Annotated in this window: 15 protein-coding genes; all 15 read right to left on the bottom strand. The window is 60.3% G+C overall.

Annotated elements, in window-relative coordinates; translation table 11 throughout:
* Positions 1 to 15: 15 nt before the first annotated feature.
* On the bottom strand, positions 16 to 2,421 hold the full coding sequence (gene bamA / locus HYPDE_RS06040) for an outer membrane protein assembly factor BamA (protein WP_015597517.1): 2,406 nt from the start codon (positions 2,419 to 2,421) through the stop codon (positions 16 to 18).
* 279 nt (positions 2,422 to 2,700) lie between these two features.
* Positions 2,701 to 3,852 carry an RIP metalloprotease RseP gene (rseP, locus tag HYPDE_RS06035; RefSeq protein WP_015597516.1) on the bottom strand — a complete coding sequence of 384 codons (1,152 nt, stop codon included), beginning with the start codon at positions 3,850 to 3,852 and terminating at the stop codon, positions 2,701 to 2,703.
* A 68-nt stretch (positions 3,853 to 3,920) separates the two neighbouring features.
* Positions 3,921 to 5,132, bottom strand: coding sequence for a 1-deoxy-D-xylulose-5-phosphate reductoisomerase (locus HYPDE_RS06030; protein ID WP_051112053.1), 1,212 nt, complete (start codon positions 5,130 to 5,132; stop codon positions 3,921 to 3,923).
* 38 nt (positions 5,133 to 5,170) lie between these two features.
* Positions 5,171 to 6,046, bottom strand: a complete 876-nt coding sequence (locus tag HYPDE_RS06025; RefSeq protein ID WP_015597514.1) for a phosphatidate cytidylyltransferase — start codon at positions 6,044 to 6,046, stop codon at positions 5,171 to 5,173.
* A 9-nt stretch (positions 6,047 to 6,055) separates the two neighbouring features.
* On the bottom strand, positions 6,056 to 6,814 hold the full coding sequence (locus HYPDE_RS06020; RefSeq protein ID WP_041320940.1) for an isoprenyl transferase: 759 nt from the start codon (positions 6,812 to 6,814) through the stop codon (positions 6,056 to 6,058).
* A 79-nt stretch (positions 6,815 to 6,893) separates the two neighbouring features.
* Complete coding sequence (gene frr, locus HYPDE_RS06015; RefSeq protein WP_041320064.1) at positions 6,894 to 7,457, bottom strand: ribosome recycling factor; 564 nt, start codon at positions 7,455 to 7,457, stop codon at positions 6,894 to 6,896.
* Between the two features lie 85 nt (positions 7,458 to 7,542).
* Complete coding sequence (gene pyrH, locus HYPDE_RS06010) at positions 7,543 to 8,277, bottom strand: UMP kinase (protein WP_015597509.1); 735 nt, start codon at positions 8,275 to 8,277, stop codon at positions 7,543 to 7,545.
* A gap of 88 nt (positions 8,278 to 8,365) precedes the next feature.
* Positions 8,366 to 9,289: a translation elongation factor Ts gene (gene tsf, locus HYPDE_RS06005; protein ID WP_041320062.1), complete on the bottom strand. Its 924-nt coding sequence runs from the start codon at positions 9,287 to 9,289 to the stop codon at positions 8,366 to 8,368.
* 89 nt (positions 9,290 to 9,378) lie between these two features.
* Positions 9,379 to 10,368, bottom strand: a complete 990-nt coding sequence (locus HYPDE_RS06000; protein WP_015597507.1) for a 30S ribosomal protein S2 — start codon at positions 10,366 to 10,368, stop codon at positions 9,379 to 9,381.
* Between the two features lie 367 nt (positions 10,369 to 10,735).
* Positions 10,736 to 11,080 (bottom strand): hypothetical protein, encoded by a 345-nt coding sequence (locus HYPDE_RS05995; RefSeq protein ID WP_015597505.1) that lies wholly within the window; start codon positions 11,078 to 11,080, stop codon positions 10,736 to 10,738.
* A 105-nt stretch (positions 11,081 to 11,185) separates the two neighbouring features.
* Positions 11,186 to 11,434: a hypothetical protein gene (locus tag HYPDE_RS05990; RefSeq protein ID WP_015597504.1), complete on the bottom strand. Its 249-nt coding sequence runs from the start codon at positions 11,432 to 11,434 to the stop codon at positions 11,186 to 11,188.
* A 137-nt stretch (positions 11,435 to 11,571) separates the two neighbouring features.
* The gene (dnaE, locus tag HYPDE_RS05985; RefSeq protein ID WP_015597503.1) at positions 11,572 to 15,117 is read right to left on the bottom strand and encodes a DNA polymerase III subunit alpha; all 3,546 of its coding nucleotides are present in this window, start codon (positions 15,115 to 15,117) and stop codon (positions 11,572 to 11,574) included.
* Positions 15,118 to 15,184: 67 nt separating this feature from the next.
* Positions 15,185 to 15,910: an ABC transporter ATP-binding protein gene (locus tag HYPDE_RS05980; RefSeq protein ID WP_015597502.1), complete on the bottom strand. Its 726-nt coding sequence runs from the start codon at positions 15,908 to 15,910 to the stop codon at positions 15,185 to 15,187.
* A gap of 5 nt (positions 15,911 to 15,915) precedes the next feature.
* Positions 15,916 to 17,190 (bottom strand): lipoprotein-releasing ABC transporter permease subunit, encoded by a 1,275-nt coding sequence (locus HYPDE_RS05975; RefSeq protein ID WP_015597501.1) that lies wholly within the window; start codon positions 17,188 to 17,190, stop codon positions 15,916 to 15,918.
* Between the two features lie 78 nt (positions 17,191 to 17,268).
* Positions 17,269 to 18,801: a proline--tRNA ligase gene (gene proS / locus HYPDE_RS05970; RefSeq protein WP_041320938.1), complete on the bottom strand. Its 1,533-nt coding sequence runs from the start codon at positions 18,799 to 18,801 to the stop codon at positions 17,269 to 17,271.
* Positions 18,802 to 18,847: the final 46 nt, after the last annotated feature.

Here is an 18,847-nt window from a genome sequence, read left to right as displayed (position 1 = left end):
CCGCCCGGAAGCCGCCTAGAACCGGCTCGATGCGCCGAAGCGGAAGAACTGCGTCTCGTCGTATTTCTCTTTCGTCAGGACTTTTGCGAAGTCCATGCGAATCGGGCCGACCGGCGAGTTCCACATCAAGCTGGCGCCCACTGACGAGCGGATTGAGTTGCTATCCGCAAGACAAGGCTTGCCATCCGGAGTAGTACACCCGGCAAGCACCGCTTCTGCTCCGCCCGTGGCACCGAACAGCGAGCCGGCATCCGCGAAGATCGCGCCGCTTAGGCCTAGATCCTCAGGCACGTAGGGAAGCGGGAAGCGAATTTCCGCAGTCGTCGCCCAGTACGTCTGGCCACCTAGAGCGTCGTTACGACCACCCGCTGTGATGTCACGCGGACCGTAACCCGCGCGATCGAAGCCGCGCACCGTCTCGCCGCCCTTGAAGAACGCGTCGAGCAAGCGGACGTCCTGACCGCCCCAACCCTGGATCGTACCGCCGATGGCGCGACCAACAAACGTGATTTTGTCGGTGATCGGGTAGTAGCCGCGTGCTTCGGCGTTGACTCGCCAGTATTGAGCGTCACCGCCAAGGCCCGCAAAATCGGTACCCGCTTGCAGGAAGTAGCCGCTGGTTGGGTTCTGGGCGTTGTTGCGCTTGTCGTAGGTAATTGACGTTCCGACAAGCGACGTCCAGTATCCTTTGTTTTGACACTCAGGATCAGAGCCACTGGTATAAACTTTTGCGCCGCAAGCTTCTTTGATTGCCACGGAAGCTTGATCGTCAACATTGAAGATCTCGTCGCGCGAAATGCCGTAGCTCGTCTGCATCCACAGGTTCTCGGCAATCGGGAAGCCGAGACGCACCTGACCGCCGGCCTTGCGCTGATCGAAGCCGGACTCCTGCTGGTAGTCGAGCTGCTTGTAGAAGAGATCGAAACCAGCAGACAGGTTGCGGTCGAGGAACCGCGGTTCCGTGAACGACAGGTCAACCTGCATACGCTGGAAGGAACCAGCGAGACCCAATCGCAGATACTGCCCGTTGCCGAACAGGTTGCGTTCCGTGATCGACACGTCACCGATCACACCCTCGTTCGTCGAGTAGCCCGCACCGAACGAAAGCTCGCCCGTCGACTGTTCCTGGACCATGACGTCGAGAACGACACGGTCCGGCGCCGAGCCCGGACGCCGCTTGATATCGACATCCTTGAAGATGCCAAGCGCCTTCAGGCGCTTTTTGGCGCGATCGACCATCAGCGAGTTGAACGCATCGCCTTCGGCCAGACGGAATTCGCGGCGGATTACGAAATCCTTGGTGCGCGTATTGCCGATAACGTTGATGCGCTCGATGTAGATTCGTGGACCTTCGTCGACGACATACGAGATCGAGATCGTATGATTTGCAACGTCCGGCGTCGCGCGCGGACGAACGCGGGCGAAGGCGTACCCGGCGTCGGCCACGGCAAGCGTCAGCTTTTCACTCGTCTTGTCGATCTCGGAGGCGTCGTAGACCTCGCCCGCTTGCGTCAGAAGCTGGCTGCGATAGTCGTCCGGCTTCACGCCAGGAAGCGAACTCTCTATGTTGATGGCACCGAAATTGTAGAGAGGTCCTTCATCCACAGCGAACGTGATGATGAAGCCCGTCCCGTCGGGATCGATTTCAGCGTTCGCGGCGGTGACGGAGGCGTCGGCATATCCGTTCTTGAGGTAATATTGCCGGATCAGCTCGCGGTCGAGGTTCATTCGGTCCGGATCATAGATCGACGTTCCCTTCAAGAAGTCGAACCAACCCACCTGCGTCGTCGAAATGACGTCGCGCAGCTGGCTGTCGCTGAACGCGTGATTGCCGACGAAGTTGATGCCTTTGACTTTCGTCGCCGAGCCTTCGGTGATCTCGAACACCAGGTTCACGCGGCTCTCTTCGAGCTGAATGAGCTTCGGCTCAACGCTCGCAGCAAAGAGGCCCTGGCGGCGATAGACGTCGAGGATGCGCTGCACGTCGGCCTGAGCCTTGGCGCGCGTAAAGACCGAGCGTGCCTTAAGCTGCACCTCGCCCGAGAGCGTCGCCGTATCGACCTCGCTGTTACCTTCGAAGGCAACCTGGTTGATGATCGGGTTTTCTTTGACAGACACGACGATCGTCGAGCCCTTGGGCTGAATCGAGACGTCAGCGAAAAGGCCCGTCGCGAACAGCGCCTTGATCGACGCGTCGACCTTTGCGGCGCTATAGCTGTCGCCCACGTTGAACTGCAGGTACGAGCGCACGGTCTCCGGCTCGACACGCCGGCTGCCGACGACCTCGATGTTTTTGATGACGCCCTGAGCGAATGCCGCACCCGACCCCCAGGTGGCATCCCCCATCGCGATCACTGGCGAGACAAACGCGAGCGCCAACAGTAGGCGCAAGCCCGCCACGATGACCTGAATTCTCTGCATACGCGGATTAGCCCCCGTGTGCCGCCGACCCCCGGTTCACATGCGCGCTGTCGGCGGCAGCGTCACACTCATGCGTCATGTTCTAGATCGTTTTTTCTTGGTCTTTGACGTGCTTTTACCGCCCGACATTCGATCAGCTTATTTGGCAGCAACGCCCAACCTCTTTTCGGCCCCCCGATTCGAAGTCGTAACCTGCTGCGCACCATACCGCTTTTAACGATTCAGAAAGCCGCCGCAAAGTTGTAAGTTTACGTCACTCCCGCATGATTCTGCTTGGCCTCAGCCGGTGCCGGTGAGACGCCGCCAAACGTTCATAATGTCGTTGAAATTCACGAAAACGACCAACATCATCAGCACCGCCAGACCGACTTGGAATCCCATCTGCTGCATGCGTTCGCTGGCGGGCTTCCGGCGCACCGCCTCGTAAGCGTAGAACAAAAGGTGCCCACCATCCAAGACGGGGATCGGCAGCAAGTTCAAAAATCCAATGTTTGCCGAGATGAACGCGATCCAGCGGAGCATGGGCTCAATCCCGAGCTCGGCCACCTTCGCGGTGACCTCGGCCATCATGATCGGGCCACCCATCTGCTCGGCGGACTGACGGCGGGTAGCGATGTCCCAAAGTCCCCCGATGGTCTGGCTGATGTTGCTGTAAGTTTCACCCACGCCGAGCAGAACGGCCTGGGGAAGGCTTACGTCGACGGTCCTCACCTTATCCGCAGAAACCGAGCGCTGGATGCCGATGAGGCCGCGCCTGTAGGTACGTCCGAATGCATCGCGCTGCTCGTCGACGGTCGGTGTCACTTTGAGCGTCAGTTTCTCGCCGTTGCGCTCGATGGTGAACGTCAACGGCTCGCCCGCGCTTGAGCCGACAATGCGCTGAAGATCCTCAAATTTATCGATCTGGGTATCGTTGATGGCCGTGATTTGATCGCCCGTCAGAAAGCCCGCCTGCGCCGCAGGCGAATTGGGAACGACCCCATCGACAAGTGCCGGCAAGACATGGATGCCGACCGTCGCATTAAGCGCAGCATAGAGCACCGTCGCCAGAAGGAAATTCGCGATCGGTCCGGCCGCAACAACTGCGGCACGGGAAGAAACGGGCTTGGAATGAAACGCTCCGGCACGCTCGGAAGGCGACAGGCCCTTCGTCGCGACGGACGAGCGTTGCGACGATGCATTGTCGTCGTCGATGAACTTGACGTATCCGCCAAGCGGAATCCACGCGAACCGCCAGCGCGTCCCGTACTTGTCGTAAAAGCCATAGATTTCAGGCCCGAAGCCGATCGAAAAGGCTTTGACGGTCACCCCGCACCAGCGCGCAACCAGAAAATGGCCGAGCTCGTGAATGAACACGACTAGCGTCAGCACCAGCAGGAACATGATGCCGTACTGCCAGATCCCCGTGACTAGCGTCGCCAGAAAGTCCATTGAATCGCAATCCTTTAGAGCTGATTCGAAATCCGAATCGCAGCACGCAATGAGTTGACCTTAGATGTTTAATAGCGATTGAGGGCGTCTTCGGCCAGCCGACGCGCAAGCTCATCGATTAAAAGGATGTCATCGAGGCATTGCGCCGGGCATATGGCACCCTGTCGCTCCGCCACATCGAGCGTCTCCTCGACCAGCCGTGCGATCTCCAGGAATTTGATCCGGCGATTGAGGAATGCCTGGACACCGATTTCGTTCGCAGCGTTGAGAACCGCAGGCGCCGTATCGCCGCGCCGCAGCGCGGAGCGCGCCACCCTGAGTGCCGGAAAACGTGTTTCATCGGGTGCTTCGAACGTCAGCGATCCAAGACGCGCGAGGTCGAGCCGCTCGGTCGGCGCCACCATGCGTCCCGGCCACGCGAGCGCCACCGCGATTGGTGTTCGCATGTCGGGAGCCGCCATCTGCGCCAGTACCGATCCGTCGACGTAGCTGACGAGGCAGTGCACGATCGATTGCGGATGCACGACACAATCGAGCGCGTCTGCGGCAACTGGAAACAGGTGGAACGCCTCGATCAACTCGAGGCCCTTGTTCATCAGGGTCGCGCTGTCGATCGTGATCTTGGCTCCCATCGACCAGTTCGGGTGTTTGAGAGCCTGTTCGGGCGTTGCATTTTCGAGCGCCTCGCGGGCCCATGTGCGGAACGGACCGCCCGACGCGGTCAGCACGATCTTCTCGATCGATCCAGGCTCCGCTCCGGTGAGCGCCTGAAAGGCGGCCGAATGCTCGCTGTCGACCGGCAAAAGCTCGGCACCGGAACGCTTGACCTCGGCGGTAAAGACATGCCCTGCGGAAACCAGGCATTCCTTGTTGGCAAGCGCAACGCGCCGTCCCCGCGACGCCGCGGCAAAGGTTGGACGCAGGCCGGCTGCGCCGACGATGGCAGCCATCACGCAATCAGCCGGCATCAGAGCGGCTTCGACAAGAGCCCCGCTTCCGGCAGAGGTACGGATGCCGGTGCCCGCCAATTCGTCGCGAAGCTGGCCAAGGCATTTTTCATCGCCGATCACGGCGAGCTTGGCGCGATGCTGGCGCGCTAGTGCCGCAAGCGCCGGCGCGTTCGACTGCGCCGTCAGCGCCATGACTTCGAACCGCTCAGGTGCGCGGCCGACGAGGTCGAGCGTGCTCTTGCCGACCGATCCGGTCGCACCGAGAACAGTCAGGCGACAAGGCCGCGCCGTCTCCGGCCAGTCGAATCCCGCTGCCGCCGTCGGTTTCATCTCTCTGTTCGGAACACTTGCCGTCACTGCCATGTGCATCACGATCCATAAAGAAGCGCCCGCGCGGGCGCATACGCATCGATCGCGAACGCGATCATGGCAGCAATGACGCTGGCTGTAACAATTCCGTCCATCCGATCCATAACTCCGCCGTGCCCCGGGATCAGGTCACTACTATCTTTCAGGCCAAAATGGCGCTTCAGTGCCGATTCCGCCAAATCTCCGCCCTGCGCGACAATACCCAGAATGAGCCCGAGGCTAGCGAGCCACACCGCCGAACCCGTACCTGACAGCCCGGCAAATAGCCCGCCTGCCGCCGCTGCCGCAAGCACGCCGCCGACCAGCCCTGACCAAGTCTTGTTGGGCGAAATTTCCGACCATAATTTCGGCCCCCCGAGTATTCGTCCGCTCGCATAGGCGCCGACATCCGTCACCACGACGCTCAGCAGCACAAAAAGCGTCGCCAGAAATCCGAGCGGCTCGTCGCCTCTGAGCCATCCAAGCGCAACGACAGGAAGGCCGGTATAAAGGACACCGACGCCCGAAAGCTGCGCATTCCCGACACCGAACGTCCATGCAGCTACAGCGATCGCCCCGACAATCGTCGACGCAATAGCAAGACCCGCCATGTCGGTAGCACTCAACACGGCGGCGAGAAGCACGGCAAGGATGTGAACGACCATCGCCGTATCGGGCATCGCCGACCGCCGGACGATCCTGCCCCATTCCCAGCTCATCGCTGCCGCGACGACGAACATCAGGACCGCGAAAAGCACCGGGCTCCAATACGTCATCGCAAGAGCGACGACCCCGATGGCGACACCGGACACGATGCGCCTCGAAAGCTCGGGTGGCAAAGAACCAACTCTGTCCAGAAGCGAGCGCCAGCAATCGTCAGGCTTGTCGGCGGCCATCGGAAAGCCTCACGCCGTCGAGCGTTGCGTTAAACCGCCGAAGCGGCGCTCCCGCGAGCGGAATTCGAGGATCGCACCTTCGAACGCAGCCTTGTCGAAATCCGGCCAGTAGCAGTCGAGGAATACGAATTCGGAATAAGCCGTCTGCCATAGCAGGAAATTGGATAGACGCATTTCGCCGGACGTGCGGATCAAAAGATCGGGGTCGGGAATACCGGACGTGTCGAGCGCGTTGGCCATCCGTTCGACAGTAATGGCCGAAGGATCGAGCTTGCCTGCGGCGACCTCGGCCGCAAGTTTTCGTGCCGCACCCGCGATCTCGCTTCGGGAGCCGTAATTGAAAGCGATGACGAGCGTCAGCCGGTCGTTGCCCTTTGTCAGCTCGACCGCCTCGTCGATGAGCTTCGTCAGCTCGCTGTCGACATGCTGTCGCTGCCCGATAACCCTGATGCAGACGCCCGCCTCGTGCAGCTCCGCGAGATCGCGCCGGATGAAGCGCTTCATCAGGCCCATCAAATCGTCGACCTCTTCAGCCGGGCGCTTCCAGTTCTCCGACGAAAAGCTGAAGATGGTCAGAAAGGTTATCTTGAGTTCGATCGCGGTGCGCACGGCGCGGCGCACGGCTTCGACCCCCTGACGATGACCGAGCGTCCGGGGAAGGCCGCGCTCTTTCGCCCAGCGTCCGTTACCATCCATGATGATAGCGACGTGCCGCGGCGGCGCGAGAGCGCACGTTTGATCATCGGATAGCTTCGCTGCTGCCGCCACTATGGCATAGCCTCTGTAATGAAGCGTCAAAAGGCGCAAACTAAAGATCGACGAGCCCCCGGCGCCCTCGTTCGAACGACTATACTTTCTGAATTTCAGCCTCTTTCGTGACGAGAGTCGCGTCAACCTCCTTGATGATCCGGTCCGTCAGCTCCTGGACCTTCTCGGAGTGGCCACGGTGATCGTCCTGGCTCATCTTGCCGTCTTTTTCGAGCTTTTTCAAAAGGTCCATTGCCTCACGGCGGACGTTGCGAACCGCGACTTTCGATTGCTCGGCGTATTTGTGGGCAAGCTTGACAAGCTCCTGCCGGCGATCGGCCGTCAGCGTCGGTATCGGCAAGCGCAGGATCTGCCCGTCGATGATCGGGTTGAGCCCGAGATTGGCTTCCCGGATGCCTTTATCAACCGCCATGACGTTGCTGCGATCCCAGACCTGGACCGAGATCATCCGCGGCTCCGGCACCGAAACGGTCGCGACCTGGTTGAGCGGCATCCTGGACCCATAAACCGTCACCTGAACAGGATCGAGCAGATTGGCGCTCGCCCGTCCGGTGCGAAGCCCGGAAAGCTCTCTTTTCAGTGCGTCGATCGAGGCGCGCATGCGCTTCTCGATTTCATTGATATCGTGCGTAACCAAAGACATGCGTCATCCTCCCAGCGGACTCGATGCGCCGCCGCTTCAGCCGCGACGGCACGCGGAGCAGAGGGCGGGAACGCAACCGCGGATTTCAACCGGTGGCCTCGATGATCGTCTGACGCGCTTCGCCGCGCAGCACTTTCAGGAGATTGCCCGGTTCTTCGATGGAAACCACAATTAGCGGAAGTCCGTTGTCCCGGGCAAGCGCAATGGCCGCTCCATCCATCACTTTGAGATCATTAGCTAAAACTTCAGCGTAGCTCAGCCGGTCAAAGCGCTTGGCGTCGGGGTGCTTTTTGGGGTCCGCCGAGTAGACGCCGTCAACCTGGGTAGCCTTCAAAACGGCATCGCAATTCATCTCGATGGCGCGCAGCACGGCGGCTGTATCCGTCGTGAAAAAGGGATTGCCCGTGCCGGCTGCGAATAGCACGACCTGTGACTTGGCGAGGTAGCTCAACGCCTTCGGGCGAACGTAGCTTTCACAGACCGTGGGCATCGGAATGGCGGACAGGACGCGCGCCGCAACACCTCTGTGATCGAGCGCATTCTGGAACGCCAGCGCGTTCATGACCGTTGCAAGCATGCCCATGTAGTCGGCGGTCGCCCGGTCCATACCCTTGGCTGCGCCTGAAAGACCGCGAAAGATGTTGCCTCCGCCGATGACGACGGCGATCTCAGCTCCTGACGACGTCGCCTCGGCAATGTCGCGCGCCAACCTGTCTGCGACCGACATGTCGATGCCGTAAGTCTGCTTGCCCATCAGTGCTTCGCCCGAGAGCTTCAGCAGCAGCCGCTTGTATTTGAGATTTGACCCTCGCGACGCCATCGCCTCTGGCTCCTATCGACATGATATGAAAAACCGGCCGGTCGCATGAACCGGCCGGCTGATACCTACCGCGGCAGGATGATTCCGCCTAGCCGCCGCTCGCGAGCTTGCGGACTTCTTCGCCGAAATCCTCTTCCTTCTTATCGATGCCTTCGCCGAGTGCGTAACGCACATAGCCCGCAACCTTGATCGGCGCCCCGGCCCGGCTCTCGGCTTCTTTCATGGCCTGCGCCACGGTCTTCGTGGTGTCGTGAATGTACTGCTGCTCAAGCAGGCAGTTTTCCTTCGCGAAGGCCTTGATGCCGCCGGCAACGATCTTCTCGAGCATCTCGGGCTTCTTGCCCTGGTTCTTCTCGGCGAGGATCGCCTTCTCGCGCTCGATCACATCGGCCGGAACGGCGGAGATGTCGAGAGCGAGCGGGCTCGCTGCCGCGACATGCATCGCGAGCATGCGGCCGATCTCGAAAAGCGTCGGCTCGTCGCCGGCGCTTTCGAGCGCGACGAGAACGCCGATCTTGCCGAGGCCGTCTGCAACGCGACTGTGAATGTAGTCGGCGACGACACCTTCCTTGACCGCAATCGAGGACGTGCGCCGGAGCGTCATGTTCTCACCGATCGTCGCGACGGCTTCCTGAAGTTGCGTCTCGACGGTATTCTTGGAATCTGGATAGGTCGCGGCAAGCAACGCCTTGATGTCGCCCTTCGCGGCAGGTGCGAGCGAGGTGATATCGCGCACGAGCGTCTGGAACTGCTCGTTGCGCGCAACAAAGTCTGTTTCCGAGTTGACTTCGACGACCGCGCCTTCGCGGCCCTTCGCGACGATGCCGATAAGGCCGTCGGCAGCAATACGCCCCGACTTCTTCGCGGCCTTCGAAAGACCCTTCTTGCGCAGCCAGTCGACTGCCGCTTCGATATCGCCGCCCGTCTCCGTCAGCGCCGTCTTGCAGTCCATCATGCCTGCGCCGGTCATGTCGCGCAGCTTCTTCACATCAGCGGCGGTGATCGTCGTCATCCTGTCACCCATTAGGTTCGAGGCGCCGAAAGGCGCCTCAGTTATCCTGTTTCACAAATTCAACCCAGTGAGGGCACGAAAACGCGCCCTTATACCGAGGCTGCTTCCACGAGCTTCTTAGCCTGGCCAACCCAATCTTCTTTGACGACCTGGCCCTTGAGCTTCAGCTGCCGGTCGAGAGCAGCCGTATGGTCGGCGTCGAGATCAGCGATCTGCCAGAAGTGGTAGACGCCGGCGTCGTTGAGACGCTGTTCGAGCTTCGGCGTGATACCAGTGATGCGCTTCAAATCATCCGCTTCGCCACGCGGAGCCTCGATGCCCTTGAACGTGACCTTCGGCAGATCCTCAGCAGGAGGCGCGTCCGAAGCACCGATATCGACACCGGCAGCACCCTGTGCACGCTCGATGCCGTCGAGCGCAGCACGTGCCATCAGATCGCAATAGAGCGTGATCGCGCGGCCGGCATCGTCATTGCCCGGCACCGGATAATCAATGCCGTCCGGATCGCAGTTCGTATCGACGATCGCCACGATCGGAATGTTCAGCTTGCGCGCTTCCTGGATCGCGATCGATTCCTTGTTCGTGTCGATGACGACGAGAAGGTCGGGCGTGCCGCCCATGTCCTTGATGCCGCCGAGCGACTGATTGAGCTTGTCGCGCTCGCGCGTCAGGTTCAGAATTTCTTTCTTCGTGCGACCCTGCGGATCGGCAAGAATATCGTCGAGCTGACGCAGGCGTCGGATGGACTGCGAGACCGTTTTCCAGTTCGTCAGCGTACCACCTAGCCAGCGGTGATTGATGAAGTACTGCGCACTGCGCTTCGCGGCTTCCGCGATGCCGTCAGACGCCTGCCGCTTCGTTGCAACGAAAAGAACGCGACCGCCGCCGGCCACCGTATCGGAAACCTTGAGCAGCGCCTGATGCAGCATCGGCACCGTCTGCGTCAGATCGAGAATGTGGATTTTGTTCCGCGACCCATAGATGAACGGTGCCATCTTGGGGTTCCAGCGGTGAGCCTGGTGGCCGAAGTGAACGCCAGCTTCCAAAAGCTGACGCATATTGAAGGCAGGAAGCGCCATCGAATAGGATCCTTTTCCGGTTAGACCTCCGCAAGACTGAGAAGAGATTAGCAAGTCTTTTCAGGGACTTGCATTTTCTCCACCGGAGCGCGACGCGGGGCTTTTCATCCGCATGGCGCAGGTCTCGCGTGTGAGATGGCGGCTGTATACGGGGGATTGCAGGAACGCGCAACCCGCACCTGCCGCAGAAAAACCGCGGCATTCGGCGCTGCCGTGTTGCAGATAACCCGAAAACGAAAGCGACACGCTGCATTCGGGTTGATCGCCCGGGTTTGCGGCGTGTCGCTATTTTGGGAAAGCAATGTCGACGGTGAACGCTGACCGGTAGACGGCCGGTCGAAACCGACTATTCGAAACTCGATGCCTGCTACTTACATTTTGCGTCGAGCGTCGTCATGGCTGCATCCATCGCGTTGGCTTCGGGCGTGCCGTCAGCAGCATCCTGGCCAGCGTCCCAGGCGTTCTCGAAATCATTGCCAAGGGTCTTGAAGTAACCGTCGATCTCGTCGCCCGCAGCCTCCGCTTTCTTTTCATCGTCGCCGACTTCGTCCATCTTCTTCGACATGGCACAATAAGCGGTGACCTTCGCGGGATCGGACGCGGCTGCTTCAAGGCTTTTCTTGATGTCCGCAGCGCTCATCTTTGCATCCGCTGCATGAACAGCGGGCGCAAAGAGCAATGCAGTGACCAACGCAGCGTAGAATTTTGACATAATCTTGCCTCGTTTTCGACTGGCTCAAGGGCGCAAGCTATGCGCTCAAACTGTGTCAGAAGAAGGCAGCGCTAAAGCACAACCTTCTCCTGCCCATCCATACGATTAGCGCCAGAAGCAATGGCGGTGACCGTGACGATAACGGCAGACCCACTTCTTCTTGTGCCACCAGTTCTTCTTGTAGTGGCGCTTCTTGTAATGGTCGCGCCGATAATCGACGTGCTCAGCAGCGGTCGTGTTTGCGTGCGAGCTAATGCCATTCAAGCCGACGCCTGCAACACCAGCGCTGGCCATGCTGGCACCGCCGAGGGTAAGGGCAGCAAACGCCGCTGCTGCTATCAGACTCTTTTTCATTAAGGGCTCCTATCTAGCATATGACGCGTCTCGACACGTCAGGACCCTTAACGCACGAGCGACGACAAAGCCGTCGTCCGTAGACGCATAATTCTTGAAAGAAATTGACTGTAACTCTTTTACCCACAACCAATGGTTCAGGCTTCGATGATTTCCGCCACAACTGCGAGCGATGCAATTCGCCCCGCCTCCTGTGGAGACACGTCATATCGTCCCGGCAGTAGCAACTCCATTTCGCAGCCACGCTCGAATAGCGGGAGCACGATACGCACTTCTCCGCCGCGCTGAGCCGGCTTCAGACGGCTGCTCACTTCTGCAAGCCGCTCGCCGTTTGGTCCAGTACAGCGGCGATGATCGAGAACAATCCGCAAATTTCGCGGCACGCCGGCGGCAGCTTTGTCGAGCGCCTCGATGGATTGGACGCGCATCTTCAGCGTATCGCCGTCGCGCTCCGCCTCGACCGAGACGATGACGGGCGTGCCGGGCTCAAGAAGTTCGCGGCAGACTGCCAGCGTATCTGAAAAAATCACGGCCTCGAATTGACCTGTCGCATCCGAGAATGATGCGAAGGCGAACTTGTTGCCTTTCTGCGAACGCCGCTCGCGCGCGGCGATAACGACTCCGGCGAGACGCCCGGCCGTCGCGCCGCGTTGCGTGAGTTCATCGAATTCGGTGAATTTTCTGACGCCCAGCTTTTTCAGAACGCGGTCATATTGATCGAGCGGATGACCCGACAGATAAAATCCGATGGCTTCGAATTCGGCAGCCAAGCGCTCCATCGGCGTCCAGCCTTCTGCAGAGCGCAGGACAAGCTCCGCCGATTTGCCGCCGGAACCAAAGAGATCGGTCATCCCCTGGGCCTCATTCTCCGTGCGTCGGTGAGCTTCTGCGAGGATCGTATCGGCGTTGGCCGCAACAAGGGCGCGGTCATTGTTCAGGGCGTCGAATGCGCCGCCCTTTGCAAGCGTTTCGATGGCCCGCTTATTCAGCGCCTTGGCATCGACGCGGGCAGCGAAATCGGCAAGCGATTTGAAAGCACCAGCACCGTTTCGCTCGTTGACGATGGTTTCGACAGCGCCGGCGCCGATATTCTTCAATGCGGCAAGCGAATAACGAATAGCACCGTGCTTGCCGCCGTCCTTTGCCGGCTCGACACCGAAATCGACCGCCGATTGATTGACGCACGGCGGCAGCATTTGAATTCCGGATTTGCGGGCTTCCGATGCGAACATTGCGAGCTTGTCGGTATTGCCCATATCGAGCGTCATTGAGGCCGCAAAAAATTCTTCGCGGAAGTTAGCCTTCAAATAGGCCGTATGGTAGCTGACGAGCGCGTAAGCCGCCGCGTGCGATTTGTTGAAGCCATAGCCCGCGAATTTATCGACAAGTTCGAAGATATAGTTGGCCTCTTCCTTCTTCACGCCTTTGGCGACAGCGCCTTCGACGAAGCGCGCCTGCTGCTTCGCCATTTCCACCTTGTCTTTTTTACCCATCGCGCGGCGTAGCATATCGGCCTGGCCGAGCGTGTAGCCACCCATCACCTGCGCGATCTGGATGACCTGCTCCTGGTAGATGATGACGCCGTAGGTTTCCTTCAGAATGCCTTCAAGCATGTCGTGCAGGTAATCGACGGGCTCCTCGCCATGCTTGCGGTTGATGTAGGTCGGGATGTTGTCCATAGGGCCCGGCCGATAGAGCGCGACCATGGCGATGATGTCCTCGAAGCGGTCGGGCTTCAGCCGCTTCAGGCTTTCGCGCATGCCCGTACTTTCAAGCTGGAAGACGCCCGCCGTATCGGCCTTCGCCAGCATGTCGTAGGTCGCTTTATCGTCGAGCGGCAGGCTCGGCAGATCGACCGTGATACCTCTGACCTGCTTGATCAGATCGACGGCCTTCTCAAGTACGGTCAGCGTCTTGAGGCCGAGAAAGTCGAACTTCACGAGGCCGGCCGCCTCGACCATCTTCCAGTTGTATTGCGTAATCGGGAAGTGCGATTTCGGATCACGATAGAGCGGCACCAGCTCTTCCAGCGGCCTGTCGCCGATCACCATGCCTGCGGCGTGCGTCGAGGCATGGCGATAAAGCCCTTCGAGCTTTTGCGCGATTTCGAGAAGACGCGCGACGATCGGCTCGCGGTCGCGCTCTTCCTGCAGCTTCGGTTCGCCTTCGATCGCCTCTTTCAGCGTGACAGGATTGGCCGGATTGTTCGGCACCAGTTTGCAGAGACGGTCGACCTGACCATAGGGCATCTGCAGCACGCGCCCGACGTCGCGCAGCACGGCGCGTGCCTGCAGCTTTCCGTGCGTGATGATCTGCGCGACGCGATCGTCGCCGTATTTCTGCTGAACGTAATGGATGACGCGGTCGCGCTTCTCCTGGCAGAAGTCGACGTCGAAGTCCGGCATCGAAATACGCTCAGGATTGAGGAAACGCTCGAACAGTAGCCCGAACCGCAGGGGATCGAGATCGGTAATCGTCAGCGCGTACGCGACGAGCGAGCCGGCACCCGAGCCGCGTCCGGGCCCGACCGGCACGCCGTTGGCTTTCGACCACTTGATGAAGTCTGCGACGATCAGAAAGTAGCCGGGAAACTTCATCTGCGTGATGACGTCGATCTCGTAGGCGAGCCGCTTCTCGTAATCGTCGACCGTGAAGCCCGGAGCCGCACCGTGCGCCTTCAGGCGCCGCGCGAGACCTTCCTTCGCCTGCTTCTTGAGTTCGGCCGCTTCGAGCCGGAAGTTCTCGATTTCGCTCAGACTGTCGTCGGCTTTGACGAAGCGCGGTAGGATCGGCTTGCGTCCCTCGGCACGCGCCGTGCAGCGCATCGCGATCTCGACGGTATTGGCAAGCGCCTCGGGCAAATCCGCGAAAAGCGCCAGCATCTCCGCTTCGCTTTTGAGATAGTGCTCGGGGCTCGCGCGGCGGCGATTGTCCTCGACGACATAGCGGCCGTCCGCGATGCACAGCAGAACGTCATGCGCCTCGTAGTCGGAGCGCTGTGCAAAATAACATTCGTTCGTTGCGACGATCGGAATACGACGCTCATACGCAAGATCGAGAAGAACCGGCTCGAAGTCGGCTTCCTCTGGCAACCCATGCCGCTGCACTTCAACGTAAAGCCGATTGCCGAAAATCTTTTCAAGCGTCTTGATCCGCTCGGCGGCGAGATCGTGCTGGCCGTCGCGAAGCGCGGAATCGATCGGCCCCAGTGGCCCGCCCGTCAACGCAATGATGCCGTCCGAAAATTCTTCGATGCGCGCGATCTTGACATGCGGGGGCTCATCCGAAGCAGCTTCGAAATAGAGCGCTTTCGAAAGCCGCATCAGATTGGCAACGCCGTCGGCCGTCATCGCCAGAAGTGCGATCTTGCCAGCAGGCTTGCTGCGCGGCTCATTGCTCAGCGCTCGCAGTGCCGAGGGCTGCGCATCGCGATTGTCGCCGAAATCGACATCCAGCGATCCGCCGACGATCGGCTGCACGCCCGCTGCCCAAAGTTTTTCGGAGAATTCGAGCGCGCCGAAGAAATTGTTGGTGTCGGTCAGCCCGAGTGCCGGGAACTGCATCGCGTCTGCCAGCTTTGCGAGCTTCGCGATCGGCAGCGCGCCTTCAAGCAGCGAATATGCCGAGTGTACCTTTAGGTGCACGAATTGGGGAGCTTTGGCAGGCGACCGAATCTGTTCCATATCCCTAGATTAGGACATGAAAGCCGCTTCCGGCAGAAACGATCCACAGCCCAGAAATAGGCCGGTTTCAGCGCCGGATCGACGCCGGAGCGAGTTCGACGAGACGGCCTTCGTGGACCTGCAGCACCCGATCCATCCGTCGCGCCAGCTCGAGATTGTGCGTCGCGATCAGCGCCGCCACACCTTGGCGGCGGATAAGCTCGACAAGCTCGCGGAAAACGTATTCCGAGGTGTGCGGGTCGAGGTTGCCGGTCGGCTCGTCGGCAAGCAGAAGCCTCGGTGAATTCGCGAGCCCACGGCAGATCGCGGCCCGCTGCTGCTCACCGCCCGAAAGCTCCGCCGGACGATGGTGCGCGCGCTCCGCAAGGCCGAGGCCGCCGAGCAGGCTCAGTGCGCGGGCTTCCGCCGCCTTGCGTCCACGGCCAAGGATCATCTGCGGAAGGACAACGTTCTCCAGCGCCGAGAATTCCGGCAATAGCTGGTGGAACTGATAGACGAAACCGATTTCCTTCCGGCGCAGGCGCGTCCGCTGCGCTTCCGAAAGCGTCGCGCAGTCTTTTCCGTTCAGGAATATACGCCCGCTCGTCGGAGATTCGAGAAGGCCGGTGATATGCAAAAGCGTCGACTTGCCCGCGCCCGAGGGACCGACCAGAGCCACCGCCTGCCCGGGCCACAGCACCGCATCGACACCGGTCAGAACAACGATCTCGCGCTCGCCTTGGCGGAAAGACCGCGTTACGCCTTCGAGCTGCAGGATCGGCGAAAAAGTCGTACCGGCGGGCGATGTCTCCATGGGCCTCACTCGTAACGCAGCGCTTCGACAGGGTCGAGCCGCGAGGCCCGCCACGACGGATAAAGCGTTGCAATAACCGACAAGACGAGTGCCATGATGACGATCCCTCCCGTTTCGTGCGGGTCGATGTCCGCCGGCAGCTTCGTCAGATAATAGACGCTCGGATCGAAGACCGTCGTTCCCGTGACCCACGACGCGAAATTCTTGATGCTGTCGATATTCCAGCAGAAAATCACGCCAAGCATGAGGCCCGCAAGCGTGCCGACGACGCCGATCGATGCCCCCGTTATCAGGAAGACGCGCATCACGGCGCCCTTGGTAGCACCCATCGTGCGGAGAATTGCGATGTCGCGGCCCTTGTCCTTCACGAGCATCATCAAGCCGGAGATGATGTTCAGTGCCGCAACGAGAACGATCAGCGACAGGATAATGAACATCACGTTGCGTTCTACGGACAGCACGTTGAAAAACGTCTCGTTGCGTTGACGCCAGTCGGCAACGGCAATCGAGGGACCGCCCGCCTTCAGGATTTCAGCGCGGAAACTATCGACGTTCTCCGGGTCGTTGACGACGACCTCGACGACATCGACCTCGCCGTTTTTCGAGAAATATTTCTGTGCTTCGCCGAGCGGCATGAAGATCATCATGCGATCGTATTCGCTCATGCCGAGTTCGAAGATCGACGTAATCTGATAGGCCTTGGACCTGGGCGCGGTTCCAAACGGCGTTGCAGCTCCGCGCGGCGAAACGAGCGTTACGCTATCGCCAAGGCCGACATGCAGCTGGTTCGCAAGCCGGATGCCCATTGCGATGCCCGTTTGCTTGTCGAAGCCGTCAAGCGTGCCCGCCCGCACGTTCCCCGAAACGAGTTTCAGCGATTTGAGATCCGCTTCGCGAACGCCGCGCACAAGCCCGCCCAAAGCCTGCGAGCTGGACGATACCATGACCTGGCCTTCGATCACCGGCATGGCAACCTGCACGCCCGGCACCTGTTTGATCTTCTCGGCCATCTGCTCGTAGTCGTCGAAGCGATCGCCGAGCTTCTGCACGATCACATGGCCGTTGAGGCCCATGATTTTGGAAAAGAGATCGTGGCGAAACCCGTTCATCACGGCCATGACAATGATGAGCGTCGCGACGCCAAGCATGATGCCGAGGAACGAAAATCCGGCGATGACGGAAATAAAGCCTTCCTTGCGTCGCGCACGCAGATAGCGCCCCGCAATCATCCATTCGAACGACGAAAAGGGCTTCGTGTCCCGGACAGCCGTGGTCGTCATTGCCCCTCGCTCCGCCTACCCCTTGGAGCGCGCCGCATCGCACCCCCGTGTGTCTGAGTTAAGGCCACCCCCGCGGTTTTAATAGGCCCGCGCTATTAAGACATACTCCTTCGCCGCTTCTCCCGTGAAAAGACACTTGCCCACCGCTTCTTCTTGGCCAAGCGGCGCATTTCGGATGGTCAATTTCAGGGCCTTCAGCCGGTCCGCGATGGCTTCGAGGCTCGCACCCTCGGGGCGCGACCACGGAACCCGTGCCCAGCCCTTGAAAGCACCACCCTCGTCCTCGCCCTCGGCGGGCCCGAAATAATCGGCCAGATCCTCAAACGATTTGAAGGTCGTGATGATGTTGCCGTCGAGCCGCGCCTTGGCTTCGGAATAAAGCGTCTGCTGGATCTCTTGCAGCAGCGCCGGAGCCTGGGCGACGAAATCCGCCCGTGCCAATGTCTGAGAAATGACCTTGTCGCCATCGCGCAGCCGGTCGCGGCGCATGAAGGTGACATTGCTACCGCTCGCATCGCGGCCGCCGATCTCGACGATGATCGGAGCGCCGCGGCGCACCCAGTTCCAGCGCTTCTCGGCCGATTTCACAGCCTTCATGTCGACGAGCGTGCGAATGCCGGCCGCCTTCAAATCCTTCTCAAGCGAAACGCAATAGTCGATGAGCGCGGCGTCTTCCGGCTTGTCGCGCAGCATCGGCACGATGACGATCTGGCGCGGCGCGATCATCGGCGGCAGACGCAGGCCATCGTCGTCGCCGTGTGTCATGATCACGCCGCCGATCAGACGAGTCGAAACGCCCCAGCTCGTCGTGTGGCAGTAGGTCAACTTACCGTCCGTGTTCTGGAACTGGATGTTCTGCGCTTCCGCGAAGTGCGTCCCGAGATAGTGCGACGTGCCAGCCTGCAGCGCCTTGCCGTCCTGCATCATCGCTTCGATCGAGTAGGTATTGTCGGCCCCGGGGAAGCGTTCGTTCGCCGGCTTTTCGCCCGCGATCACCGGCATCGCCAGCACATCTTCCGCAAACGTGCGGTAGACTTCGAGCATCTTGAGCGTTTCAGCGACTGCGTCGTCCCGGTCGGCGTGCGCGGTATGGCCTTCCTGCCAGAGGAACTCCGCGGTGCGCAGGAAAAGTCGTGTGCGCATCTCCCAGCGTACGACGTTCGCCCACTGGTTCATGAGCAGCGGCAAGTCGCGGTAGCTTTTGATCCAACGCTGAAACGCGTCACCAATGATCGTCTCGGACGTCGGCCGAACGATCAGCGGTTCTTCGAGCTTCGCGTCCGGATCGACGACCAGCTTGCCGCCCTCGTTCTTCAAACGGTGATGCGTGACGACCGCCATTTCCTTGGCGAAGCCTTCGACGTGCTCCGCCTCCTTGGCGATGAAGCTCATCGGAATGAAAAGCGGGAAATAGCAGTTGTCATGGCCCGTATCCTTGATGCGGGCGTCGAGTTCGACCTGGAGGCGCTCCCACACGCCCCAGCCCCACGGCTTGATGATCATGCAGCCGCGAACGGGGCTCGTCTCGGCCATGTCGCCGTCACGGACGACAGCTTGGTACCAGTCGGGGAAGTTCTCCTCGCGGGTAACGGAAAGGGCGCGCTTGCTCATCTCTTGGTCCCTGACGTGTACGTTGAAAAAGCGTCTCGCATCGGAC

The sequence above is a fragment of the Hyphomicrobium denitrificans 1NES1 genome (assembly GCF_000230975.2).
In the GTDB taxonomy this organism is placed as follows: domain Bacteria; phylum Pseudomonadota; class Alphaproteobacteria; order Rhizobiales; family Hyphomicrobiaceae; genus Hyphomicrobium_B; species Hyphomicrobium_B denitrificans_A.
The sequence above is the reverse complement of the archived record's forward strand: the minus strand, read 5'-3'. Positions and strand labels throughout refer to the sequence as shown.